24 protein-coding genes, 4 tRNA genes and 2 other RNA genes are annotated in these 24,553 nt (G+C 52.3%); 15 read left to right on the forward strand and 15 right to left on the reverse strand.

The genetic code is table 11. The features are described 5' to 3' along the window. Positions 1–6: 6 nt before the first annotated feature. The 3 genes from ptsH to cysZ all read right to left on the reverse strand — a co-directional run bounded on the left by ptsH (position 7) and on the right by cysZ (position 2,544). The gene (ptsH, locus tag OGV57_RS17475) at positions 7–264 is read right to left on the reverse strand and encodes a phosphocarrier protein Hpr (RefSeq protein ID WP_003038086.1); all 258 of its coding nucleotides are present in this window, start codon (positions 262–264) and stop codon (positions 7–9) included. A 383-nt stretch (positions 265–647) separates the two neighbouring features. Beyond that, the gene (gene cysK / locus OGV57_RS17480; RefSeq protein ID WP_003038091.1) at positions 648–1,619 is read right to left on the reverse strand and encodes a cysteine synthase A; all 972 of its coding nucleotides are present in this window, start codon (positions 1,617–1,619) and stop codon (positions 648–650) included. A 163-nt stretch (positions 1,620–1,782) separates the two neighbouring features. After that, a complete protein-coding gene (cysZ, locus tag OGV57_RS17485) occupies positions 1,783–2,544 on the reverse strand; it encodes a sulfate transporter CysZ (protein ID WP_003838567.1) in 762 nt (253 codons plus the stop codon). A 230-nt stretch (positions 2,545–2,774) separates the two neighbouring features. On the opposite strand from cysZ, the gene zipA reads away from it, so the two are divergent. The 3 genes from zipA to OGV57_RS17500 all read left to right on the forward strand — a co-directional run bounded on the left by zipA (position 2,775) and on the right by OGV57_RS17500 (position 6,089). Further along, the gene (gene zipA / locus OGV57_RS17490) at positions 2,775–3,782 is read left to right on the forward strand and encodes a cell division protein ZipA (protein WP_048232484.1); all 1,008 of its coding nucleotides are present in this window, start codon (positions 2,775–2,777) and stop codon (positions 3,780–3,782) included. Between the two features lie 71 nt (positions 3,783–3,853). Then, a complete protein-coding gene (gene ligA / locus OGV57_RS17495; RefSeq protein WP_003838570.1) occupies positions 3,854–5,869 on the forward strand; it encodes an NAD-dependent DNA ligase LigA in 2,016 nt (671 codons plus the stop codon). 1 nt (position 5,870) lies between these two features. Beyond that, positions 5,871–6,089 carry a DUF3820 family protein gene (locus OGV57_RS17500; RefSeq protein ID WP_003038102.1) on the forward strand — a complete coding sequence of 73 codons (219 nt, stop codon included), beginning with the start codon at positions 5,871–5,873 and terminating at the stop codon, positions 6,087–6,089. Here the strand turns inward: OGV57_RS17500 and OGV57_RS17505 are convergent. Next, positions 6,086–7,084, reverse strand: coding sequence for a bile acid:sodium symporter family protein (locus OGV57_RS17505; protein WP_003038103.1), 999 nt, complete (start codon positions 7,082–7,084; stop codon positions 6,086–6,088). The genes OGV57_RS17500 and OGV57_RS17505 overlap by 4 nt on opposite strands. A gap of 89 nt (positions 7,085–7,173) precedes the next feature. On the opposite strand from OGV57_RS17505, the gene OGV57_RS17510 reads away from it, so the two are divergent. After that, positions 7,174–8,100, forward strand: coding sequence for a LysR family transcriptional regulator (locus OGV57_RS17510; RefSeq protein WP_046670126.1), 927 nt, complete (start codon positions 7,174–7,176; stop codon positions 8,098–8,100). Here the strand turns inward: OGV57_RS17510 and OGV57_RS17515 are convergent. Beyond that, a complete protein-coding gene (locus tag OGV57_RS17515; RefSeq protein ID WP_049000830.1) occupies positions 8,091–8,432 on the reverse strand; it encodes a FlxA-like family protein in 342 nt (113 codons plus the stop codon). The genes OGV57_RS17510 and OGV57_RS17515 overlap by 10 nt on opposite strands. 291 nt (positions 8,433–8,723) lie before the next feature. On the opposite strand from OGV57_RS17515, the gene xapA reads away from it, so the two are divergent. The 3 genes from xapA to OGV57_RS17530 all read left to right on the forward strand — a co-directional run bounded on the left by xapA (position 8,724) and on the right by OGV57_RS17530 (position 11,853). Then, positions 8,724–9,557, forward strand: a complete 834-nt coding sequence (gene xapA / locus OGV57_RS17520) for a xanthosine phosphorylase (RefSeq protein WP_054528630.1) — start codon at positions 8,724–8,726, stop codon at positions 9,555–9,557. 56 nt (positions 9,558–9,613) lie between these two features. Then, positions 9,614–10,870: a nucleoside permease gene (locus OGV57_RS17525; RefSeq protein ID WP_054528629.1), complete on the forward strand. Its 1,257-nt coding sequence runs from the start codon at positions 9,614–9,616 to the stop codon at positions 10,868–10,870. A 98-nt stretch (positions 10,871–10,968) separates the two neighbouring features. Continuing rightward, positions 10,969–11,853 (forward strand): LysR family transcriptional regulator, encoded by an 885-nt coding sequence (locus OGV57_RS17530; RefSeq protein WP_003838579.1) that lies wholly within the window; start codon positions 10,969–10,971, stop codon positions 11,851–11,853. Positions 11,854–11,990: 137 nt separating this feature from the next. On the opposite strand, the gene OGV57_RS17535 is transcribed toward OGV57_RS17530, so the two are convergent. The 4 genes from OGV57_RS17535 to OGV57_RS17550 form a co-directional block, all read right to left on the reverse strand. After that, positions 11,991–12,117: non-coding RNA, RtT sRNA (locus tag OGV57_RS17535), on the reverse strand. 29 nt (positions 12,118–12,146) lie between these two features. After that, positions 12,147–12,273, reverse strand: a non-coding RNA gene (locus tag OGV57_RS17540) — RtT sRNA. A 29-nt stretch (positions 12,274–12,302) separates the two neighbouring features. Continuing rightward, positions 12,303–12,378 (reverse strand) — tRNA-Lys (locus tag OGV57_RS17545). A 4-nt stretch (positions 12,379–12,382) separates the two neighbouring features. Then, a tRNA-Val gene (locus OGV57_RS17550) sits at positions 12,383–12,458 on the reverse strand. 258 nt (positions 12,459–12,716) lie between these two features. Between OGV57_RS17550 and gltX the strand changes: the two genes are divergently transcribed. Further along, complete coding sequence (gene gltX, locus OGV57_RS17555; protein ID WP_003845002.1) at positions 12,717–14,132, forward strand: glutamate--tRNA ligase; 1,416 nt, start codon at positions 12,717–12,719, stop codon at positions 14,130–14,132. Between the two features lie 56 nt (positions 14,133–14,188). On the opposite strand, the gene OGV57_RS17560 is transcribed toward gltX, so the two are convergent. Together OGV57_RS17560 and OGV57_RS17565 are read right to left on the reverse strand one after the other, a co-directional pair. Then, entirely contained in the window at positions 14,189–14,581 is a 393-nt protein-coding gene (locus tag OGV57_RS17560; protein ID WP_003028279.1) for a MerR family transcriptional regulator, read from the reverse strand. Position 14,582: 1 nt separating this feature from the next. Continuing rightward, positions 14,583–14,945, reverse strand: coding sequence for a YfeC-like transcriptional regulator (locus OGV57_RS17565; protein WP_003028277.1), 363 nt, complete (start codon positions 14,943–14,945; stop codon positions 14,583–14,585). A gap of 221 nt (positions 14,946–15,166) precedes the next feature. On the opposite strand from OGV57_RS17565, the gene OGV57_RS17570 reads away from it, so the two are divergent. Both OGV57_RS17570 and OGV57_RS17575 read left to right on the forward strand, forming a co-directional pair. Further along, positions 15,167–15,242: transfer RNA gene (locus tag OGV57_RS17570), tRNA-Ala, on the forward strand. 42 nt (positions 15,243–15,284) lie between these two features. Continuing rightward, positions 15,285–15,360 (forward strand) — tRNA-Ala (locus OGV57_RS17575). Between the two features lie 144 nt (positions 15,361–15,504). Here OGV57_RS17575 and nupC read toward each other — a convergent pair. Continuing rightward, positions 15,505–16,707: a nucleoside permease NupC gene (nupC, locus tag OGV57_RS17580; protein WP_003028275.1), complete on the reverse strand. Its 1,203-nt coding sequence runs from the start codon at positions 16,705–16,707 to the stop codon at positions 15,505–15,507. 272 nt (positions 16,708–16,979) lie between these two features. On the opposite strand from nupC, the gene OGV57_RS23830 reads away from it, so the two are divergent. Beyond that, a complete protein-coding gene (locus OGV57_RS23830; protein WP_418222155.1) occupies positions 16,980–17,054 on the forward strand; it encodes a hypothetical protein in 75 nt (24 codons plus the stop codon). Continuing rightward, a complete protein-coding gene (locus tag OGV57_RS17585) occupies positions 17,051–18,289 on the forward strand; it encodes an Nramp family divalent metal transporter (protein ID WP_003028272.1) in 1,239 nt (412 codons plus the stop codon). Before OGV57_RS23830 ends, OGV57_RS17585 begins: the two co-directional genes overlap by 4 nt. A gap of 32 nt (positions 18,290–18,321) precedes the next feature. Here the strand turns inward: OGV57_RS17585 and ypeC are convergent, their stop codons facing one another. Continuing rightward, positions 18,322–18,654 (reverse strand): DUF2502 domain-containing protein YpeC, encoded by a 333-nt coding sequence (gene ypeC, locus OGV57_RS17590; RefSeq protein WP_003839243.1) that lies wholly within the window; start codon positions 18,652–18,654, stop codon positions 18,322–18,324. Positions 18,655–18,791: 137 nt separating this feature from the next. Continuing rightward, entirely contained in the window at positions 18,792–19,781 is a 990-nt protein-coding gene (mgrA, locus tag OGV57_RS17595) for an L-glyceraldehyde 3-phosphate reductase (protein WP_054528628.1), read from the reverse strand. Between the two features lie 181 nt (positions 19,782–19,962). Here mgrA and OGV57_RS17600 point away from each other — a divergent pair, with 181 nt between their 5' ends. Further along, positions 19,963–21,615 (forward strand): alpha-keto acid decarboxylase family protein, encoded by a 1,653-nt coding sequence (locus tag OGV57_RS17600; RefSeq protein WP_054528627.1) that lies wholly within the window; start codon positions 19,963–19,965, stop codon positions 21,613–21,615. On the opposite strand, the gene OGV57_RS17605 is transcribed toward OGV57_RS17600, so the two are convergent. After that, entirely contained in the window at positions 21,616–22,851 is a 1,236-nt protein-coding gene (locus OGV57_RS17605) for an ion channel protein (RefSeq protein WP_046670121.1), read from the reverse strand. A 204-nt stretch (positions 22,852–23,055) separates the two neighbouring features. On the opposite strand from OGV57_RS17605, the gene glk reads away from it, so the two are divergent. Next, the gene (gene glk / locus OGV57_RS17610; RefSeq protein WP_046670120.1) at positions 23,056–24,021 is read left to right on the forward strand and encodes a glucokinase; all 966 of its coding nucleotides are present in this window, start codon (positions 23,056–23,058) and stop codon (positions 24,019–24,021) included. Positions 24,022–24,212: 191 nt separating this feature from the next. Further along, positions 24,213–24,539, forward strand: a complete 327-nt coding sequence (locus tag OGV57_RS17615) for a PTS fructose transporter subunit IIB (protein ID WP_003028254.1) — start codon at positions 24,213–24,215, stop codon at positions 24,537–24,539. Positions 24,540–24,553: the final 14 nt, after the last annotated feature.

The following is a 24,553-nucleotide window of genomic DNA, read 5'->3' on the forward strand; positions in this document are numbered from 1 at the left end:
TTGAACTTACTCGAGTTCAGCCATCAGTTTAACCAGATGCTCAACTGCTTTCTGCTCGTCTTCACCTTCTGCGGACAGGGTAACAACGGTACCCTGAGTCAGGCCCAGAGTCTGCAGTTTAAACAGGCTTTTGGCGCTAGCGCTTTTGCCGTTGGAAGTCACAGTAATATCAGAAGTAAAGCCTTTTGCTTCTTTAACAAACTGAGCAGCAGGGCGAGTATGCAGACCGTTCGGAGCGGTAATGGTAACTTCTTGCTGGAACATTATATTTCCCCAACTTATAGGTTTAGTGTTGTGGAACTAAAGTCTAGCCTGGCGGTTCAACTTTAGCCTGTATTGTTAGCATCGGCGTAAACTGGACGCGACACAAAAGGAGTTCGGTGCAATCCGTTGCTGGCAACTTCTTGCCGCTGACGTTTCGTTCGTCATTAAACATTATGCCGCGAAAGGAAGAGTTGAACCAAATCATAAAATCGATTCAGCTAGCGCTTTTCCTGTAACGATTAATTTCGCGCATCAAAATAATTAGCTTGGTTAAATACCAGTTCTGGTGGGTTGAATCAATGCCAGGCGAGTTGAAACTTTGAAGCAGGCCACAAAAAAGCACCCAAATGGGTGCTTTTTTACGCGTTTTTAACATGCTGGCATTACTGTTGCAGTTCTTTCTCTGTGAAGAGATCGGCAAACAGTGCAGTGCTCAGATAACGCTCACCCGATGACGGTAGAATAACCACTATATTCTTATTGGTAAAGGTTTCATCTTCCTGCAGCTTAAGCGCGGCAGCAACAGCAGCGCCGGAAGAAATGCCCGCCAGAATACCTTCTTCTTCCATCAGGCGACGCGCAGTAGAGATTGCTTCATCATTGGTGATGGCGACGACTTTATCGATAAGTTTCAGATCAAGGTTGCCTGGAATGAAACCCGCGCCAATCCCCTGAATTTTATGTGGGCCCGGTTTAAGTTCTTCACCCGCCAGCGCCTGGGCGATAACCGGGGAGTCGGTAGGTTCAACCGCGACGGTGATCAGATCGGTTTTGCCTTTAGTGCCTTTGATATAACGGGTCACACCAGTCAATGTACCGCCGGTACCTACGCCGGAAATAAAGACATCAACCTGGCCATCGGTATCTTCCCAGATTTCCGGGCCGGTGGTTTTTTCGTGAATTTCCGGGTTCGCCGGGTTGCTGAACTGCTGCAGCAGCAGGAACTTCTCCGGATCGCTGGCGACAATTTCTTCCGCTTTCTGGATTGCACCCTTCATCCCTTTTGCGCCTTCGGTCAGCACCAGATTCGCACCCAGAGCTTTCAACAGCTTGCGGCGCTCAATGCTCATCGTTTCCGGCATGGTCAGAGTCAGTTTGTAACCGCGGGCTGCGGCAACGTAGGCTAGCGCAATCCCCGTGTTGCCGCTGGTCGGTTCTACCAGCTCAACACCCGGTTTAAGTACACCACGTTTTTCGGCATCCCAAATCATATTGGCACCGATACGGCATTTGACGCTAAAGCTCGGGTTACGAGATTCCACCTTCGCCAGAATGCGTCCGTTACCGATACGGTTCAGTCGAACCAGCGGCGTATGACCGATAGTCAGCGAGTTGTCTTCAAAAATCTTACTCATGGCCTGTCCTTAACTGTATGAAATTGGGATACCGCTTCAGCATACCTGTTGAGAAAGTATGGGGAAGTAAGGAAATCGCATATCTATATGCTGATGGGAAATAATGCCTTGCAGTATGGAATAAGAGCGGGCATAAGCCAGCCCGCTTTTACACATTTTTGCATTACTTCCATAACGCGTGCTTAGCACGATAGCAGTCTACCCACATCGCCGTGGCACCACAAACCGCGACCGGCATGATGAACAGATTGAGCACCGGAATCATGGTGAACAGGCTGGTCAGCGCGCCGAACTGCATATTGGTGACCTTGCGTGTACGCAGCGCGACGCGCATCTCCTTAAAAGGCACCTTATGGTTATCAAACGGATAATCGCAGTACTGAATGGCCAGCATCCATGCGCTGAACAGGAACCACAGCACCGGGGCGACGGTCTGCCCAATACCCGGAATGAAATAGAGGATCAGCAACACGATGGCGCGCGGGAGATACCACGCCAGCTTTTGCCATTCACGTTTCATAATACGGGGAACATCTTTCATGATGCCGAGAACACCGGTGTCAGGCGGTGTTGCGCCAGTTAAGCGCGCTTCCAGTTGTTCAGCCAGCAGACCGTTAAACGGCGCGGCAATCCAGTTGGCTATGGTGGAAAACAGGTAGCCGAACACCAGTAGTACGGAGATAGTGACAATCGGCCACAGCAAGTAGCTGAGCCACTGAAGCCAGTCAGGGACGTGACTCATCAGCGCGGGGATCCAGCTATCGAGTTGTGTGAATAGCCACCAGAATGCGCCGCCCATCAGCAGGATATTCACCAGCAAAGGCAGGATGACAAAGCGACGAATGCCCGGTTGGGTGATGAGCTTCCATCCCTGTGAAAAGTAATAAAGGCCGCTGCGAGGTACGACTGCAGATGATGAAACCATGGTCAGGACATACTCCTTGTTATATAAGCTCTGGTAAACTTTGCGTATCTTACCGGGTTGTTGAGCGTTAAGCTGTTCAGAAATGTTCGAAAAAACAGCAAAAAGCACAATTTTGTTCATCTTTATGCCGTGAAAGCCAAGAGTGCACTTGCACTTGGCGTAATCGACAAATACTCTTAGTGAGTAAATGTTTGCCGTGGTGGCAAGGTGTTAGAACAACAGAGAATATAATGATGCAGGATTTGCGTCTGATATTAATCATTGTTGGCGCGATCGCCATAATCGCTTTACTGGTACATGGTTTTTGGACTAGCCGTAAAGAGCGGTCTTCTATATTCCGCGATCGCCCACTGAAACGCATGAAGTCTAAACGTGAAGACGAGGATTCGTTCGACGACAACGTCGAGGAAGACGAAGGCGTGGGCGAAGTTCGCGTTCATCGTGTGAATCATGCTCCCGGTAACGCGCAGGAACATGGTGTTCCTCCTCAGTCGCCGCAACACCAGTACCAGCCGCCTTATGCGTCGGCTCAGCCGCGTCAACCCGCGCAGCAGCCTGCACAAGCGCCGGTACCGCCGCCGCATGCTCAGCCGCAGCCTGTACAACCGCAGCGGCCGGTGCAACATCAGCCTGTTCAGCAACAACCTGTACAGCAGCCGATGCAGCATCAGCCCGTTGCTCCGCAGGTTCAGCAGCCCGTGCAGCAAGCACCGCAACCTGCGCCGCAGACTTTCCAGCCCGCAGAGCCTGCCGTTGAACATCAACCGCAGCCTGAGCCGGTAGTTGAAGAAGCGCCTGCTGCTGAAAAACCGCAGCGTAAAGAAGCGGTCATTATTATGAACGTTGCGGCGCATCACGGTAGCGAGCTCAACGGTGAAGTGCTGCTCAATAGCATTCAGCAAGCCGGCTTTAAATTTGGCGATATGAATATTTTCCATCGTCATTTGAGCCCGGATGGCAGCGGTCCGTCGCTGTTCAGTCTTGCCAATATGGTTAACCCAGGAACGTTTGACCCCGAAATGACGGGTGATTTCAGCACCCCTGGCGTAACTATTTTTATGCAGGTTCCGTCCTATGGGGACGAGCTGCAAAACTTTAAGCTGATGCTGCAGTCCGCACAGCACATCGCCGATGAAGTGGGTGGTGTGGTGCTTGACGATCAACGTCGCATGATGACGCCGCAGAAACTGCGCGAGTATCAGGACCGCATCCGCGAAGTTAAAGAATCTCGCGCCTGATTCTCCTTTGGCGTGACATCTCCTTGCTAAACCCCCGCCTGTCGGGGGTTTTTTATCATTGATGGTGCGATATGGAATCAATCGAACAACAACTGACAGAACTGCGAACCACGCTTCGCCATCATGAGTATCTCTACCATGTGATGGACGCGCCGGAAATTCCCGATGCGGAATACGATCGTCTGCTGCGCGAACTCCGCGAGCTGGAAGCGCAGCATCCGGACCTTATTACCCCTGACTCGCCAACCCAACGCGTTGGCGCCGCCCCGTTAACGGCGTTCAGTCAGATTCGCCATGAAGTGCCGATGCTGTCGCTGGATAACGTGTTTGATGAAGAGAGTTTTCTCGCCTTTAACAAGCGCGTACAGGACCGACTGAAGAGTACGGACAAACTAACCTGGTGCTGTGAGCTGAAGCTTGACGGGCTGGCGGTGAGTATTCTCTATGAAAACGGCGTGCTGGTTAGCGCCGCAACGCGCGGCGATGGCACCACCGGGGAAGACATTACCTCGAACGTGCGCACCATTCGTGCGATCCCGTTAAAACTGCGCGGCGATAACATTCCGACGCGTCTGGAAGTGCGCGGCGAGGTGTTCCTCCCGCAGGCCGGGTTTGAAAAAATCAACGAAGAGGCCCGCCGTACTGGCAACAAAGTGTTTGCTAACCCGCGAAATGCGGCGGCTGGGTCATTACGCCAGCTCGATCCGCGTATCACAGCGAAGCGACCGCTTACTTTCTTCTGCTATGGCGTTGGTGTGCTGGAAGGTGGTGTGTTGCCCGATACCCATCTGGGCCGTCTGCTGCAATTTAAAGAGTGGGGATTGCCGGTGAGCGACAGAGTGGCGCTTTGCGACTCTCCGGAGGAAGTACTTGCTTACTATCATAAGGTTGAAGAAGACCGACCGACGCTGGGCTTCGATATCGACGGTGTGGTGATCAAAGTCAACTCCATGGCCTTGCAGGAGCAACTGGGTTTTGTTGCCCGCGCGCCGCGTTGGGCGGTGGCCTTTAAGTTCCCGGCACAGGAGCAGATGACCTTTGTCCGCGATGTTGAGTTTCAGGTTGGACGTACAGGGGCGATTACGCCTGTCGCCCGCCTTGAGCCAGTTCAGGTTGCCGGGGTGTTGGTCAGTAACGCCACCTTGCACAATGCGGATGAAATTGAGCGTCTTGGTTTGCGTATTGGCGATAAAGTCGTCATTCGCCGTGCGGGCGATGTCATCCCGCAGGTAGTGAACGTCGTGATTTCCGAGCGTCCGGACGATACCCGCGAAATCGAGTTTCCCACCCACTGTCCGGTATGCAACTCTGACGTTGAGCGTGTGGAAGGCGAAGCGGTTGCTCGCTGTACCGGAGGTTTAATCTGCGGGGCACAGCGGAAGGAATCATTGAAACACTTCGTTTCCCGCCGTGCGCTGGACGTCGACGGCATGGGAGACAAAATTATCGATCAACTGGTCGAGAAAGAGTATGTCCACACGCCAGCGGATCTCTTCACGCTGACCGCAGGTAAGCTGACCGGTCTTGATCGCATGGGGCCGAAGTCGGCGCAAAACGTAGTGAATGCGCTGGAAAAAGCGAAAGAGACCACGTTTGCCCGTTTCCTCTATGCGCTGGGTATTCGTGAAGTTGGCGAAGCGACGGCTGCAGGTCTGGCTGCATATTTCGGCACGCTCGACGCGCTGGAAGCCGCCTCTGTTGAAGAGCTGCAAAAAGTGCCGGATGTCGGCATCGTGGTGGCGACCCACGTGTTTAATTTCTTTGCCGAAGAGAGTAACCGCGAGGTGATCGTCCAGCTTTTGGAGCAGGGGATTCACTGGCCAGCGCCGGTGGTTATCAACGCTGAAGAAATCGATAGCCCCTTCGCGGGTAAGACGGTGGTGCTGACCGGGAGCCTGAGCCTGATGTCACGCGATGATGCCAAAGCACGACTGACCGAGCTGGGGGCAAAAGTGGCCGGTAGCGTGTCGAAGAAAACCGATCTAGTGATTGCGGGGGAAGCGGCGGGCTCTAAACTGGCAAAAGCGCAGGAGTTGGGCATTGAAGTGATCGACGAAGCTGAAATGATCCGCTTACTGGGTGCCTGAGATGGAAAAAGAGCAGCTGGTTGAAATCGCCAATACCGTGATGCCCTTTGGCAAATATAAAGGGCGTCGGCTGATTGATGTACCGGAAGAGTATCTGCTGTGGTTTGCCCGTAAGGATGAATTCCCGCCGGGCAAGCTCGGCGAACTGATGCAAATCACGCTGCTGATTAAAACTGAAGGGCTGACGCAACTGGTGCAGCCCCTGAAACGCCCACTTTAAGCCTTTGCGGCGCGGCTTTTCTGCTGCGCCTGTAATGCGTCCGTCTGTTGCTTGTAGCGACGTGCCAGCACCGCACAAACCATCAACTGAATTTGATGGAAGATCATCAGCGGCAGCACCATCATTCCTATCACTGACGTCGGGAACAGAATATTTGCCATTGGGATCCCATTCGCCAGGCTCTTTTTCGATCCGCAAAAGACAATGGTGATCTCATCGGCCTTGTTGAAGCCGCATTTACGCGCAACAAAGACGTTGATGCCAATCACGATTGCCAGCAATACGATGCTGACCACCACGATAAACAGCAGTGAGCCAATCCCCACTTTGTGCCAGATCCCGTTAACCACGGCTTCACTGAAGGCGGAGTAAACCACCAGTAAAATGGATGATTGATCCGTTTTTGCAATCCATTTTTTATGTCGGGACACCCAGTTACCAATCCACGGACGCGAAAGATGTCCCAGTACGAACGGCAGCAGCAGCTGCAGCATGATTTTCCCCACCTGCTCCAGGCTGCCTTCTGCGCCATGCATATTCATGACCAGGCCAACCAGCAACGGCGAGAGAAAAATACCCAGCAGGCTGGAGGCCGAAGCGGAACACACGGCGGCGGCAACGTTACCCCCCGCCAGCGACGTAAAGGCGATTGCCGACTGCACCGTGGCTGGCAAAATACACAGGTACAGAAAACCGGTGTACAGCATCGGATCAACATTAACTGGTGCCCACCAGGCGAACAGAACGCCCAGCACCGGGAAAACAACAAACGTGCTGCACATCACCCACAGATGCAAACGCCAGTGACTACCGCCGGCAATAATTGCCTCACGAGAGAGCTTGGCCCCGTGCATAAAAAACAGCAGGGCAATGGCGGCGGTGGTTAAGCCTTCAAAGAAAGGCACAAAGCCACCTTCGGCTGGGAAAAAGGACGCCAGTAATACGACCGTAATCAACGTAATCGTGAACGGATCAAGGATACGAAAAAGTTTCATAAAAGCTCCTGAAATTCAGTAGCAACATTTTGCGTTTTTCCATTTGAGAAATAAAATTGATTTATTGCATCCATATATGAATCGAATAGATGAATTACTCTCTGCGTCAGCTCCGTATCTTTGTTACCGTCGCTCAGGCCAAAAGCTTTAGCCGGGCGGGGGATATTATTGGCTTAAGCCAGTCTGCGGTCAGCCACAGCGTTAAAGAGCTTGAAGCTCAGACGGGGGTGCGGTTGTTAGATAGAACAACGCGGGAAGTGGTTCTGACGGAAGCGGGGCACCAGTTGGCGACGCGGCTGGAACGTATTCTGGATGAACTGCACAGCACGCTGCGTGAAGCAGGCCAGGTGGGGACACAGTTAACCGGAACGGTGCGTGTTGCCGCCAGCCAGACAATCTCTGCTCACCTTATTCCACAGTGTATTGCCCAGAGTAATGAGCTTTATCCTGCGATCGATTTTGTGCTGCACGACAGGCCCCAGCAGTGGGTGCTGGAAAGTATTCGCCAGGGAGAAGTCGATTTTGGCATTGTGATTGATCCCGGAGCGGTGACCGACCTGCAATGTGAAGCCGTACTGTCCGAACCGTTCCTGCTGCTGTGTCGCGAGGATCATCCGTTAGCCCAACGTGAGTGGGTGAACTGGCAGGATTTGTATCACGAACGTTTGGTGTTACAGGATTACGCTTCCGGTAGTCGACCGCTGATCGATGCGGCGTTGGCCCATTTTTCCATTGATGCCAACATCGTTCAGGAGATTGGTCATCCCGCCACGCTGTTCCCGATGGTGGAGGCGGGGATTGGCATCAGCGTGCTGCCCGCACTGGCGCTTCCCTTACCGCAGGGCAGTCACTTGCAGGTTAAGCGCCTGACGCCGGTAGTTGAACGGCAACTGATGCTGGCTCGACGTAAAAACCGCTCTTTATCAACCGCGGCTCAGGCGCTGTGGGACGTGGTGCGTATGCAGGCCAGTGAATTAACCGCCGGTCGTGCCCGCGATCCGTTGTATCAGATATAAATATCGACCTGATGTTGGTCGGAAACCGTGTTGATGCCCTCCGCTTTTCTCTGATCGGCGCTTTGCTTTTGCTGTGACTCCTCGGCCTGCCGTCGCAACAGTTGAGCCAGCTGCGCTTGTAACATCTTGATTTGTGTCTGAATAAGTTCCTGCTGTTCGCGCTTCTGCTCAACACTGCCACTACTATTGGGAATATCTTTGAGCTGCTGAGTTAGCTTGGTTATCTTTTGGGTGACTTGTGCAATCTGAGCGGAGATGTCATTCCCGGCTGGGGCTTTTCCACCACCACTACTGCTTTGAACAGTTGGGGTGGAAACGTTAATCGTTGTCATACGGATTCCTCACGCCATAAAACATGAGTATCGGCATTAGTGAACAGAACTTCAGTTACAATATGGCGGAGCGGAGTTTAATAATAAAAGTTCCAAATCTTCATGTATCTCTATTCCTGTGCCATTTCTGGCCCGAAAAAAATGTGATTTCAGGCTGGTTTAGGGCGACTCATCGATACCGATTTACTATCGGTTGTCGGGATAAACGGTATTGGTAATCGATTGCGTAGTCTCGCTATAACAGTGCGGTACGCGACATTATTTTCGACTACTCAGTATTAAGGATATCTCATGAGTCACTCTCTTTTCTCGCAAAATCCCTGGTATAGCGCCGACATCATTCGTAGTTACAAACCCGATTTCACCCCGCGCGTAGCCTTTATTCTTGGCTCTGGCCTCGGTGCTCTGGCGGATCAAATCGAGGATGCAGTGGCCATCTCTTACGAAAAATTGCCGGGATTCCCTGTCAGTACTGTACATGGTCATGCCGGTGAGCTGGTGCTGGGAAATCTGGCGGGTATTCCGGTGGCTTGTATGAAAGGGCGTGGGCATTTTTATGAAGGTCGCGGCATGACGGTGATGACCGACGCCATTCGCACCCTGAAGCTACTGGGCTGCGAACTGTTATTTTGTACTAATGCCGCAGGTTCTTTGCGCCCCGAAGTCGGACCAGGTAGTCTCGTTGCGCTTAGCGATCACATTAATACGATGCCAGGTACACCAATGGTCGGACTAAACGATGAGCGTTTTGGTGAGCGATTCTTTTCGCTGGCGAATGCCTATGATGCTGACTATCGTGCGATCCTGCAAACCGTCGCCGCAGAAGAAGGGTTTCCGCTGAACGAAGGGGTGTTTGTTTCTTATCCGGGACCGAACTTTGAAACGGCGGCAGAAATCCGCATGATGCAAATTATTGGCGGTGACGTGGTGGGGATGTCGGTGGTGCCTGAAGTTATTTCTGCGCGCCACTGCGGTCTGAAAGTGGTTGCGGTGGCTGCCATCACCAACCTGGCGGAAGGTTTGGGGGATGTGAAGTTATCTCACGCGCAGACGTTGGCTGCAGCGGAACTCTCCCGGCAGAACTTCATCAATCTGATCTGTGGCTTCTTGCGCAAACTGGCCTGAATAATTAAAACATGACCCCGCTTGCGGGGTCTTACTTTATGGCAAGGAACGGAAAAATGGGTATCGCATCTCGCTTAAAGCTCATGTCGTTTTTGCAATATTTCATCTGGGGAAGCTGGCTGGTAACCCTGGGTTCTTACATGATTAATACCCTGGATTTTACCGGCGCGAATGTGGGTATGGTCTACAGCTCGAAAGGGCTGGCAGCGATTATTATGCCGGGCATTATGGGGATCATCGCCGATAAGTGGCTGCGTGCCGAGCGCGCTTATATGCTGTGCCATCTGGTGTGTGCTGGCGTGTTGCTGTACGCCACAACCGTTACCGATCCACAGACCATGTTCTGGGTAATGTTGGTTAACGCGATGGCGTATATGCCGACGATTGCGTTATCGAACAGCGTCTCATATTCATGCCTTGCACAATCGGGTCAGGATCCGGCCTCCGCGTTCCCGCCAATTCGTGTATTTGGCACGATAGGTTTTATTGTGGCGATGTGGACGGTCAGCTTAATGGGACTGGAACTGAGCAGCGCACAGCTTTATATCGCTTCAGGCGCATCGCTGCTGCTGGCTCTGTATGCGCTGACGTTACCAAAAATACCGGTTGCGGAGAAAAAAGAGTCCGCCACGCTGGCCAGTAAACTGGGGCTGGATGCGTTTGTTTTGTTTAAAAATCCGCGTATGGCAATTTTCTTTTTGTTTGCCATGATGCTGGGGGCGGTGCTGCAAATTACCAACGTCTTTGGCAATCCGTTCCTGCATGATTTTGCCCGTAACCCTGAGTTTGCCAACAGCTTTGTGGTGAAATATCCCTCCATTTTGCTGTCAGTTTCGCAGATGGCGGAAGTGGGTTTTATCCTCACTATTCCATTCTTCCTTAAACGCTTTGGCATTAAAACAGTGATGCTGATGAGTATGCTGGCGTGGACGCTGCGCTTTGGCTTCTTTGCCTTTGGCGATCCGTCTCCGTTTGGCTTTGTGCTGCTGCTGATGTCGATGATCGTTTACGGCTGCGCGTTTGATTTCTTCAACATCTCCGGATCGGTATTTGTCGAGCAGGAGGTTGACTCAAGCATTCGCGCCAGCGCCCAAGGATTGTTTATGACGATGGTAAATGGCATTGGTGCGTGGGTGGGTTCAATCCTGAGCGGGATGGCGGTGGACTATTTTTCTGTCGATGGCGTCAAGGATTGGCAAACTATCTGGCTGGTGTTTGCCGCTTACGCGCTGGTCCTGGCGGTTATCTTTGCATTGTTCTTTAAATATAAGCATGAGCCTGAACGACTAGCGCAGAAATCACTGGCACATTAATGCTCCTTTAGCGGCGGGTTCTGATACCCGCCGTTTCATTTTCTGCGATGCAATGTGGTAACTTTGCGCATTAATATTCACTCAGGAGCGCATTATCCATGGAACGCACGCACCGCATCGATCTGAAGTTACTGCGTTATTTTCTTGCCGTCGCAGAAGAACTGCATTTTGGACGCGCTGCTGCTCGCCTGAATATGTCGCAACCGCCCCTCAGTACGCATATTAAAGAGCTGGAACAACAGCTCGGCACGTTGCTATTTATCCGTCATTCCCGCAGCGTGGCGTTAACCCACGCCGGAAAAATTTTGATGGAAGAATCGCGCAGACTGTTATCCAGTGCTAATCAGGCGCTGGCACGAGTGGAACAGATTGGTCGCGGTGAGGCAGGGCGAATTGAGCTAGGCGTCATTGGTACCGCAATGTGGGGAAAAATGCGTCCGGTGATGCGGCGTTTTCTGAAGGAAAATCCCAACGTTGAGGTGCAGTTTCGCGAGAACATGCCCGCAATGCAGATGACGATGCTGGAAAGACGTGAACTGGATGCGGGGATTTGGCGCATGGCTACTGAACCCTCTCCCGGATTTACCAGCCTGCGCTTACATGAATCCTCATTTTTGGTGGCCATACCGGAAGAACATGCTCTTACCGCCTGTGAATCCGTACCGCTGGAAGCGTTGAGAAATGAATATTTTGTCACGATGCCCTCCATTCATACCGACTGGGCATTTTTGCAGCGAGTTTGCCTAAGCGCTGGATTTTCCCCGATGATTATCCGTGAGGTGAGGGAGCCGCAAACGGTGCTGGCGATGATCAGCATGGGGATTGGTATTACGTTAATTGCTGACAGTTATGCGCAGATGAGTTGGCCAGGCGTGGTATTCCGACCGTTAGAGGAACGTATTCCGGCGGATTTATATATTGTGTATGACCAACAGCAGGCGACACCCGCGCTGGAGAAACTGGTAGCGGCATTGACGATGTGATATCTGTGCCGGATGGCGACTAACGTCTTATCCGGCCTACGAGGGGAGTATTGTCGGTAGGCCTGATAAGCGTAGCGCATCAGGCAGTTGTATAAATCGCAGATAGCAAAAAGGCGCCGCCAGCGCCCTTTTTACATTGGTGGGTCGTGCAGGATGACTCGCTTCGCTCGCCCTTCGGGCCGTCGCCGTAACCGGCTCCGTTGTTTCGCTGCGCTCAACACCGAACCTGCCGCAGGTTCGAATCTTACAAATCGCAGATAGCAAAAAGGCGCCTTTAGGGCGCCTTTTTACATTGGTGGGTCGTGCAGGATGACTCGCTTCGCTCGCCCTTCGGGCCGTCGCCGTAACCGGCTCCGTTGTTTCGCTGCGCTCAACACCGAACCTGCGGCAGGTTCGAATCTTACAAATCGCAGATAGCAAAAAAGCGCCTTTAGGGCGCTTTTTTACATTGGTGGGTCGTGCAGGATTCGAACCTGCGACCAATTGATTAAAAGTCAACTGCTCTACCAACTGAGCTAACGACCCGAAGTGGTGGGTGATGACGGGATCGAACCGCCGACCCCCTCCTTGTAAGGGAGGTGCTCTCCCAGCTGAGCTAATCACCCCCGCTGTGTGGAGTCGCATTATAGGGAGAGTTGAAAATGAGTCAACGCATTTTCTAAAGAATTTGTTCGTTCGTCGTAAATTTAAACAAAACGATCGCAAATCAATCCATGCAGCATGATTTGTATACGAAAATGGCAAAGCGTGATGTTCCAACCTGAACAACATTGAGGAATCAGACCACAGTGATAGAATACGAGCCTGATAATCTTCCCAGGATTTGCCGGTTGTCGGCATCTTTATAAACGTAAGGCCATTTCATGAAAATCAAAACTCGCTTCGCGCCAAGCCCGACAGGTTACCTGCACGTCGGTGGTGCGCGTACTGCTCTATATTCCTGGCTTTTTGCACGTAACCATGACGGTGAGTTTGTGCTGCGTATTGAAGACACCGATCTCGAACGCTCCACTCCGGAAGCTATTGAAGCCATTATGGATGGCATGAACTGGCTGAATCTGGAATGGGATGAAGGCCCGTACTTCCAGACCAAACGTTTTGATCGCTACAACGCCGTGATTGATGAGATGCTGGAAGCCGGTACCGCGTATAAATGCTACTGCTCCAAAGAACGTCTGGACGCGCTGCGTGAAGAGCAGATGGCAAACGGTGAGAAGCCTCGTTACGACGGTCGCTGCCGCCACGGTCATGAACATCATGCTGATGATGAACCATGCGTGGTGCGTTTTGCCAACCCGCAGGATGGATCCGTTATTTTTGATGACCAGATCCGTGGGCCGATCGAATTCAGCAACCAGGAGCTGGACGATCTGATCATCCGCCGTACCGACGGTTCCCCGACCTACAACTTCTGTGTGGTGGTCGACGACTGGGATATGGAAATCACTCACGTTATTCGTGGTGAAGACCATATCAACAACACTCCGCGTCAGATAAACATCCTGAAAGCGCTGAATGCGCCGGTGCCGGTTTATGCACACGTGTCGATGATCAACGGCGACGATGGTAAAAAACTTTCTAAACGTCACGGTGCGGTCAGCGTTATGCAGTATCGCGACGACGGTTACCTTCCGGAAGCGCTGCTGAACTATCTGGTGCGTCTGGGCTGGTCCAGCGGCGATCAGGAAATCTTCACCCGTGAAGAGATGATCAAACTATTCTCCCTTGGTGCGGTGAGCAAGTCTGCCAGTGCGTTCAACACCGAAAAACTGCAGTGGCTGAACCATCACTACATTAATGCGCTGGCACCGGAATATGTGGCAACGCATCTGCAATGGCACATTGAGCAGGAAAATATCGATACTCGCGTCGGCCCGCAGCTGTCTGAGCTGGTTAAACTGCTGGGTGAGCGCTGCAAAACGCTGAAAGAGATGGCGCAGAGCTGCCGTTACTTCTACGAAGATTTTGCTGAGTTCGACGCGGACGCCGCGAAGAAACACCTGCGTCCGGTAGCACGTCAGCCGCTGGAAGTGGTTCGCGATAAACTGGCTGCTATCAGCGAGTGGACGGCAGAAAACGTGCACCACGCGATTCAGGCGACCGCTGATGAGCTGGAAGTGGGTATGGGTAAAGTTGGGATGCCGCTGCGCGTAGCCGTAACCGGTGCGGGTCAGTCTCCGGCGTTAGACGTCACAGTGCATGCGATTGGTAAATCCCGCAGCATTGAGCGTATTAATAAAGCGCTGGCGTTTATTGCTGAGCGTGAAAGCCAGCAGTAAGCTCGGTTGAGCGATGAAACAACGGCAGGAGCGCATCCTGCCGTTGTTTTTGCCTGTTATTCAGACTCATCAATACCCAGACGGGTAAGGAAAGTGCGAATACCTTCGCGAGAAATATACATTGCCAGCTTTTCTTGTTCCGTTGGGGACATGTTGTCCAGTGCGCTAATTATCTGGCGACAGGCGTGGCTACGCACCACGTGGTTGTATTCTGCCAACGGTTCCTCTGCCTGATAAATTTCAGGTACTTTGCGAAAAGCCGGAATATTGAGCAGAAACGTGCGGACGCTGGAGTCGATATGAATCAGCCTTGCACGACCCCCTTTAACGCCGGGAAACTTTTCGGTGGTCCAGTTTTGTTCTCTGATCCAACGATTGACGGTTTGTTTGGCAACTCCGAGACAGTCCGCCAGTTCTTCGGTCGTCATTTTGCTGCGTAATTTTTTCATATTATTTGTTGTCGCGGATCCCTAAGCGTTGTAATAAACCCGTAATGCCTTCACGCAGGATCAGTGACGTAAACATTTTCTGTTCTGACGGAGTCATCTCTTTGGCGAGCCTAATCAGTAGAGCTTCGATAGAGGTATCGCCTGATAACGATAAATTATCTGATAAACCTTCGGCTGAACGCTCAGCGCTGCGAATGTATTCACGAACTTGTTCGGTGACGTGAACCAGACGCGCTTTACCGCCCTGTACGCCTGGTTTTGGTGATGTAGCCCAACCCTCCTTGCGCACCCATTTATTGATGGTCTGTCGGCTGTATCCGGTCAGATTAGCAAGTTCTTCTGGCGTCATCCGTTCCTTGAACATAACGATTCCCTGAATAGTCGTGGGGTTAATTAGTGGCTCATTTTATAGCACCATTTTAGTAGAAACCGTGACGCGTTTAACTACTGAATGCGAGTTGTTGCGCAATGTTCTTCATTTGACTGCTTTTTCAGCGATTGAATTCTATGAGTTAATTTTGCCGTTGACACACGCGAAGGGAATTCATATGATGCCGCCCGTCAACTCGACAAGCTTTACGTAATGGGGCTATAGCTCAGCTGGGAGAGCGCTTGCATGGCATGCAAGAGGTCAGCGGTTCGATCCCGCTTAGCTCCACCAAATTTTATCCCAACGAATTTGGTATATACGTAAAAGCATCGTGGGGCTATAGCTCAGCTGGGAGAGCGCTTGCATGGCATGCAAGAGGTCAGCGGTTCGATCCCGCTTAGCTCCACCAAAATTTAAACCCTCGCTGAAAAGCGGGGGTTTTTTGTTTCTGCATCCTGTCGATTCTTACCGATATCTCCCTGCTCTGCTGAATAGCAGGCATAAAAAAGCCGGGGAAATTCCCCGGCCTTATCACTACGACGTTGTCTTACGCTTACAGCACCAGTGCTGCGATAGATGCAGACAGTACGCTCACCAGCGTAGAGCCGTACACCAGCTTCAGACCAAAGCGGGAAACTACGTTACCTTGCTCTTCGTTCAGGCCTTTAATCGCACCGGCGATAATACCGATAGAAGAGAAGTTAGCGAAGGAGACCAGGAACACAGAGATGATGCCTTCAGCGCGCGGAGAGAGCGTAGAGGCGATTTTCTGCAGGTCCATCATCGCAACGAATTCGTTGGAAACAAGTTTTGTCGCCATGATACTGCCCACCTGCAGCGCTTCGCTGGACGGAACACCCATTACCCATGCAACCGGATAGAAGATGTAACCCAGGATGCCCTGGAAGGAGATGCTGTAGCCAAACCAGCCGGTCACGGTGGCAAACAGGGCGTTCAGGGCAGCAATCAGCGCGATGAAACCAATCAGCATCGCCGCAACGATAATTGCCACTTTGAAACCTGCCAGGATGTATTCACCCAGCATTTCGAAGAAGCTCTGACCTTCATGCAGGTTAGACATCTGGATATTTTCTTCGCTGGCATCAACGCGGTAAGGGTTGATCAGCGACAGCACGATAAAGGTGCTGAACATGTTCAGTACCAGCGCCGCAACAACGTACTTCGGCTCCAGCATGGTCATGTACGCGCCGACGATAGACATGGAAACGGTAGACATCGCCGTTGCAGCCATGGTGTACATACGGTTGCGAGACATTTTGCCGAGAATATCTTTATAGGCGATAAAGTTCTCGGACTGACCCAGGATCAGAGAGCTGACGGCGTTGAAGGATTCCAGCTTGCCCATACCGTTCACTTTGGAAAGCAGGTAACCAATTGCGCGGATAATAACCGGCAGCACACGGATATGCTGAAGGATACCGATCAGGGCGGAGATAAAGACGATAGGGCACAGCACTTTCAGGAAGAAAAATGCCAGGCCTTGATCATTCATGCTGCCGAAGACGAAGTTCGTCCCCTCGTTGGCAAAACCGAGCAGTTTTTCGAACATTTCGGAGAAGCCTTTTACGAAGCCCAGGCCGACGTTGGAGTTCAGGAAGAACCACGCCAGTAACACTTCAATAACAAGCAGTTGAATAACATAACGAATGCGAATCTTTTTACGGTCACTGCTTACCAGCAGCGCAAGGATCGCAACAACGGCCAATGCCAATACAAAATGAAGGACGCGGTCCATATTTGCTCCAAATATGAGGCAGGTTTAGTTTTCGTGCACATTCTATGTAACAACCATAAAGAAAACGAGATCAAACACACACTATAATAAGGACCTGTGACGAGATTCAAAATTAGTGATCGGTGATACACTTCCGTTATGCTTTGTATCGAAGTGAAAAGTTATGTCATTGTGCTAATCTATAACAATAATTAAACATCTTACCGTTTTTCCCAGAATCCTTATCGATCCATAGACAAACACTATCAGAGAAATCAACTTCACCCATCAAAATGAAGTTGATAATCATTCTCAATAGGCGTAGCTTGAAACATAGCAAAGGCTATGTTTCTGAGGCACTAAAATGACTAACGATCGCGTTGAGAGTAGCAGTGGACGGGCAGCGCGCAAGTTGAAGCTCGCATTAATGGGACCTGCGTTCATCGCAGCGATCGGCTATATCGATCCGGGCAACTTCGCCACCAACATCCAGGCAGGGGCCAGCTTTGGCTATAAACTGTTGTGGGTGGTGGTCTGGGCAAACCTGATGGCGATGCTGATCCAGGTGCTATCGGCAAAGCTTGGCATTGCCACGGGTAAAAATCTGGCGGAACAAATTCGCGATCACTATCCTCGTCCGGTGGTGTGGTTCTACTGGGTGCAGGCCGAAATTATCGCCATGGCGACAGACCTTGCTGAATTCATTGGTGCCGCGATTGGCTTTAAGTTGATCCTCGGCGTGTCGTTATTGCAGGGGGCCGTGCTCACCGGTATCGCGACTTTTTTGATTCTGATGTTGCAGCGCCGCGGGCAAAAACCGCTGGAAAAAGTGATTGGCGGCTTGCTGCTGTTTGTGGCTGCGGCTTACATTGTGGAATTGATCTTTTCTCAGCCGAACTTCGCGCAACTTAGCAAGGGGATGGTTATCCCGAGCCTACCTAATTCCGAAGCGGTGTTCCTCGCCGCTGGCGTGCTCGGCGCGACTATCATGCCGCATGTCATTTATCTGCACTCTTCCTTAACCCAGCATCTGCACGGCGGAACACGTCAACAGCGCTATGCGGCCACGAAATGGGATGTGGCTATCGCCATGACGATTGCCGGATTTGTCAATCTGGCGATGATGGCGACGGCTGCCGCTGCATTTCATTTTAGCGGGCATACCGGTATTGCCGATCTCGATCAAGCCTATCTGACCCTTGAACCGCTGTTGAGTCACGCTGCGGCGACAGTGTTCGGTTTAAGCCTGGTGGCTGCGGGACTTTCTTCTACTGTGGTCGGTACGCTGGCGGGGCAGGTGGTGATGCAAGGGTTTATCCGTTTTCACATTCCGCTTTGGGTTCGCCGTACGGTCACCATGATGCCATCCTTTATTGTGATTCTGATGGGATTAGATCCAACGCGTATTCTGGTGATGAGCCAGGTGTTGCTCAGTTTTGGTATTGCACTGGCGCTGGTGCCGCTGTTGATTTTCACCAGCAACAGTCAGCTGATGGGCGATTTGGTGAATACCCGATGGGTAAAACAGGTAGGCTGGGTGATTGTTGTGCTGGTGGTGACGCTCAATATCTGGCTGTTGGTAGGAACCGCGCTCGGTTTGTAAAAACAAAAGGGCCCGCGGGCCCTTTTGTTACATTAATGGTGGTGTCCGTGACCTCGGCCCTTTCCGCGACCGCGGTGGTCGTCACGGTCATTCCAGCCTTCACGGTAGCCGCGCTCATAAGCTTTGCGTTTATCCCAACCGCGATGATAGCCATTGTCATGACGCCACCAGCGATTTTTGCGCCACTCATAGTTATGGTGCCAGTAATCCCGGTCGCGCCAGCGGCCGCCATCCCAGTAGTTACCGTAGTTATCGCGATCGCCAATTTGCAATTTTATTGATGGCAGCAGGGTGATTTCGCCAGCGTTCGCGGCCAGCGGTGTAAAAGCCAATAAGACTGCCGCCAGAATCAGTGACCTGAACATGTTTTCTCTCCTTCACGATCGAGCCGTAGCCGGCCTGTTAATACAATATTACGGGGCAGTAAAGCCCCGTTTCATCGCCTTAACTCTTAAATCGCAAGTGAGAGCACTTTTTGTTAATAAATGTGTCTTTATTTCAATCAACTCAGGATAGCATCAATCTCCGCGCACTCTTCAGACGTAAAGTGACGGTTTGCCAGCATGCCGACAGCGTCTTCAATCTGCGCCGTTTTACTCGCGCCAATCAGCACTGACGTGACTTTGTCATCCCGTAACACCCATGCCAGCGCCATCTGGGAAAGCTTTTGCCCGCGTTGTTCTGCCAGCGCATTCAGCGCCCGCACCTTCTCCAGTTTCTCTGGCGTAATGTGATCCGGGTTCAGGAAACGGCTGCCGCTTGCCGCACGAGAATCCGCAGGAATGCCGTTCAGGTAGCGGTCGGTTAACTGTCCGCCAGCCAGCGGTGAGAAGGCGATACTGCCGACACCTTTTTCCTGTAGCAACGACAGCAGACCGCCTTCGACCCAACGTTCAAACATGGAATATTTGGGCTGGTGAATAAGGCATGGCGTACCTAAATCGTCGAGTATTTCAATCGCCTGCCTGGCAAGATCTGCCGGATAGTTAGATAACCCGACGTACAGGGCTTTGCCCTGACGGACGATGTGATCCAGTGCGCGCATGGTTTCTTTGAGTGGTGTTTCAGGGTCGGGGCGATGGTGGTAGAAAATATCGACATACTCCAGTCCCAGGCGCTTCAGGCTTTGATCGAGACTGGCAATCAGATATTTGCGTGAACCCCAGTCACCGTAGGGACCTTCCCACATGGTGTAGCCCGCTTTAGTGGAGATAATAAGCTCATCTCGCCACGGTAAAAAATCTTCCTGCAGGATCCGACCAAAATTCCGTTCTGCCGAACCCGGCGGTGGACCATAGTTATTTGCCAGATCAAAATGGTTGATCCCCAGATCGAATGCGCGCTGTAACAATGCCCGACTGTTTTCGACCTGTGTGGTATCGCCAAAATTGTGCCACAAACCCAGCGAGACAATCGGCAGTTTAAGGCCGCTCTGACCGCAGCGGCGGTACTCCATTGTCTGATAACGATTTTCATCTGCGTGATAAACCATGTCACCCCCTTCCACAATGCGTGTGTCTTTCAGTGTATACGGTTACACCGTCTATTCTTCAATGAATTTTTACCGCCAAAACTGTAAATCCTGCTTTCCACCCCTTCACAGCGACTTTCCTGGACAGTCATCACAGTTCTTCGATACTCAACATGAGGTTACCGTCAGAAGGATAGCTGTCATGCAAACCCCGTATTCCGTTGCTGATTATCTGCTGGACAGGCTGGCAGGCTGTGGCGTCGGCCATCTCTTTGGTGTGCCAGGCGATTATAATTTGCAGTTTCTTGACCACGTGATTGAACATCCCAACGTATGTTGGGTCGGGTGTGCGAACGAGTTGAATGCGGCTTATGCGGCAGATGGCTATGCACGGGTCTCCGGGGTAGGGGCGCTGCTCACCACGTTTGGTGTGGGCGAGTTAAGTGCGATTAACGGTATTGCAGGAAGTTATGCGGAATATGTTCCTGTTTTGCATATTGTTGGCGCACCCTGTCGCGGTGCACAGCGTCGTGGGGAGTTGATGCATCACACGCTGGGTGATGGTGACTTTCAACATTTTTACCGTATGCAGCAGGCGGTGTCGACGGCGAGCGCGGTACTGGATGAACAAAACGCCTGTTATGAAATTGACCGCGTGTTGCGAGCAATGCTCATCGAACGCAGGCCGGGCTATCTGATGTTGCCTGCTGATGTGGCAAAACAGCCCGCTACACCACCGAATGACATCCTGATTGTTCCTCTGAGCGAGCCGGAGAGCAGTGTGGCAGAAGCGTTTCGCTATCATGCCCGTGAACGATTGCTGGACAGCCCGCGCGTCGCGCTGCTCGCGGACTTTCTCGCGCTACGTTTTGGTTTGCAGCCGGTTTTACAGCGCTGGATGGCGGAAACGCCGATGGCCCACGCCACGTTGTTGATGGGCAAAGGGCTGTTCGATGAACGTCATCCGGCGTTTGTTGGCACATACAGTGCCGGAGCCAGTAGCGATTATGTTCGTCTGGCTATCGAAGATGCCGACACGATATTTTGTGTCGGCACACAATTTGTCGACACCCTGACCGCCGGGTTTACGCAACAGCTACCGCAGGAGCGCACCATTGAGGTTCAGCCACATGCCTCACGGATTGGAACCAGCTGGTTTAACATCCCGATGGAGCAGGCGGTCACCACATTGCGGGAGCTGTGTCTGGAAATGTCGTTTTCACTGCCGCCAGAACGTCCGTCAGTTGCGCGCATTCAGGTTGAGAAGGGGCCTCTGACGCAGGAAAACTTCTGGCATACGGTGCAGCAGTATCTGGCGCCTAATGACATTATCCTCGTCGATCAGGGAACCGCCGCCTTTGGCGCGGCTGCGCTCTCATTACCTTGCGGGGCGGAAGTACTGGTTCAACCGTTGTGGGGATCTATTGGCTACGCGCTACCGGCGGCATTCGGCGCGCAAACGGCCTGTCCGGACCGTCGGGTGATCCTGATTATTGGCGATGGCGCGGCGCAGCTCACCATTCAGGAGCTGGGCTCCATGCTCAGAGACGGGCAATCACCCGTTATTTTACTCCTCAACAATGACGGCTATACCGTGGAGCGGGCCATACACGGGGCAAATCAGCGCTATAACGATATCGCCGCCTGGAGTTGGACGTTGGTGCCGCAGGCGTTTAGTCGTGAATGCCAGGCGGAATGCTGGCGGGTGACGCAGGCGGTACAACTGGAGGAAGTTTTGGCCAGGCTGTCCCATCCGCAACGATTGTCGTTAATCGAGGTGGTGCTACCGAAAGCCGATCTTCCTGAATTATTGCGCACGGTGACCCGTGCGCTGGAATCTCGCAACGGCGGATAGCTATTTATCAGAGCGTTCAGCGACCATCAACGGCTTGCCTGCCAGCAGCAGCCAGGCGGGCAGCATAACGATGCACAGCAGCGGCAGCAGGGTGGAATCTGGTACCACCACTGCTGCCATAAACAGACTCAGCCAGGCGTCGCGGGTGACGACCAGCACCAGCCCGAGGATAGAGCAAGAAACCGTGATGGCAGCCGGCACCGCTTCAACATGGGCGTGCAGCATCAGACCCAAGGCGACACCAACGAATACCGCCGGGAAGATTCGCCCTCCGCGAAAACCACTCGCTGCCGCAACTACTAACGCCGCCAGCTTAATTACGGCGAGCATGAAATAATCCGATGTCCCCAGCGTTTGGCTAAACGCCATCTGCTGCATTTCGTCCAGTCCCTTAAACAAGGTAAGCGGCCCGCCGATAACACCCAAAATTCCAAGGATAAAACCGCCTGCCCCGAGGATCAGTACCGGGTGTTTTAATCGATGCATTAAATGGTGCAAACGTGGCAGACACCAGACGGCTACCATTCCGGCAGCAATAGCGATTGCGGCAACAACCGCGCCGCTGAGGATATCGATCAAGTGCATCTGCGTGTAGTGCGCGATGGGCAGTGAAAAATGGGGGTGAAAAAACAGGCTGGTGGTTAGCGAACCCGCGGCCGCGGCCATTAACGGCGCGAACAGGCGATCCCACAAGGGCACATCGTTTGAGCTATTCAGCGTTTGCGAAAATATCAGCGCAGCGGCAACGGGGGTGCCAAATAGCGCGCCGATGGTGCCGGCAGAGGCGAGAATGGTCCAGTCCAGTTTCGCAATGCGGGGAAACATGCGGCTACCAAGTGCCACTGCCAGAGCGATATTTACGGTCATGATGGGGTGTTCCGGACCCAGACTGACGCCACCCGCGAGGCCAAGGATTAGCGCTGCCAGCAGGCCCGGTAGTGCTGACGTTGGCACCGGCATACCAATTAACGGTTCACAGGCCGGATCCGGACCTGCGTGACCATGGCTGTAACGGATAACTAACCCGACCATGATCCCCGTGAGCGTCAGCATACCGATAATCCAGACCGGAGAGTCCTGGGCTATACCGATGCTAACAGGCAGACGTTCCCACAAAAACTGCTGTAAAACGGAAGCCACTTTCATCACAACGATCAACACCAGGCTGGACGCTATGCCAATGATTAGCGCTGGGGTTGATAGCAAGAGCATCGTTCTGGCTCGCGGATGGAGCATTTTCTATTCCTTAAAACAGAGTCATAGACATAGTTTGCACAGCCTGCCTGACGACATCGCTGCAAATGGTGCTGAAACGATAAAGTAATTGTGTGATCTGGATCGATTTTCCACGGGCATCAGCCTTCAGACCGTTGTTGTTATGTCCCCATGAATTTACAGTGTGGCAAAGATTTAATCTGACTTTAGCGGAGCAGTGGAAGAATGACAAAATATGCTTTAGTAGGGGATGTTGGCGGCACCAACGCGCGTCTTGCTCTGTGCGATATTGCCAGCGGCGAGATTTCGCAGGCAAAAACCTATTCCGGGCTGGATTACCCTAGTCTGGAAGCCGTGGTGCGCGTGTACCTGGATGAGCATAGCGTCAGCGTCGAAGATGGTTGCATTGCCATTGCCTGTCCGATTACTGGCGACTGGGTGGCAATGACCAACCATACCTGGGCATTCTCTATTGCTGAGATGAAAAAAAATCTGGGCTTTAGCCATCTGGAAATCATCAATGATTTCACCGCCGTGTCGATGGCGATCCCGATGCTGAAAAAAGAGCATTTGATCCAGTTTGGTGGCGCGGAACCTATTGAAGGTAAACCGATAGCCGTCTATGGCGCAGGAACCGGGCTCGGTGTGGCGCATCTGGTGCATGTGGACAAACGCTGGGTAAGCCTGCCCGGTGAAGGCGGTCATGTAGATTTTGCGCCTAACAGCGAAGAAGAAGGAATTATCCTTGAAGTCCTGCGCGCCGAAATTGGCCATGTTTCCGCAGAACGTGTGCTGTCCGGTCCGGGGCTGGTGAATCTGTATCGCGCCATCGTCAAATCAGACGGGCGGTTGCCGGAAAATCTGCAGCCGAAGGATATCACCGCACGGGCGCTGGAAGATTCCTGCATTGACTGTCGTCGGGCGCTGTCGCTGTTCTGCGTCATTATGGGGCGTTTTGGTGGCGATCTGGCGTTAACCCTTGGGACGTTTGGCGGTGTGTACATCGCCGGTGGTATCGTACCGCGCTTCCTCGACTTCTTTAAGGCTTCAGGCTTCCGCGGTGGTTTTGAAGATAAAGGCCGTTTTAAAGCCTACGTGCAGGATATTCCGGTGTACCTGATTGTGCACGATAACCCTGGACTACTTGGCGCAGGTGCGCATTTGCGTCAGACGCTGGGCCATATTCTTTAATTCTTCAATCAGAAATCTGCAAAACCGCGTAAATCACGCGGTTTTTTTTTGCCTGCCGCCCACCTTTCCGACCTTCGTCACACTTCCTGATTGCTGGATTATTTGTCCAGAAAAAGCATTATTTGTCTGATAACGGTTGTTACTTTCCTCGGACCATAATTTCACTCGTTAACTATTACGAGGAAATGATTATGAGCAAAAAATTAATTGCCGTCTGCGCGTGCCCAATGGGGCTGGCTCACACCTTTATGGCGGCTCAGGCGCTGGAAGAAGCCGCGGTTGAAGCCGGTTATGAAGTGAAAATCGAAACCCAAGGCGCTGACGGAATACAAAATCGCCTGACGGCGCAGGATATTGCTGAGGCGACGTTAATCATCCATTCAGTTGCCGTAACTCCAGAAGATAACGAGCGTTTTGAGTCGCGTGATGTCTACGAAATTACGCTACAGGACGCGATAAAAAATGCTGCCGGCATCATTAAAGAGATCGAAGAGATGGTTGCCGCTGAACAACAATAATCATCGACAGGGAA

Origin of the sequence: Citrobacter sp. Cf087, assembly GCF_030334285.1 — a bacterium.
Lineage (GTDB): Bacteria > Pseudomonadota > Gammaproteobacteria > Enterobacterales > Enterobacteriaceae > Citrobacter > Citrobacter freundii.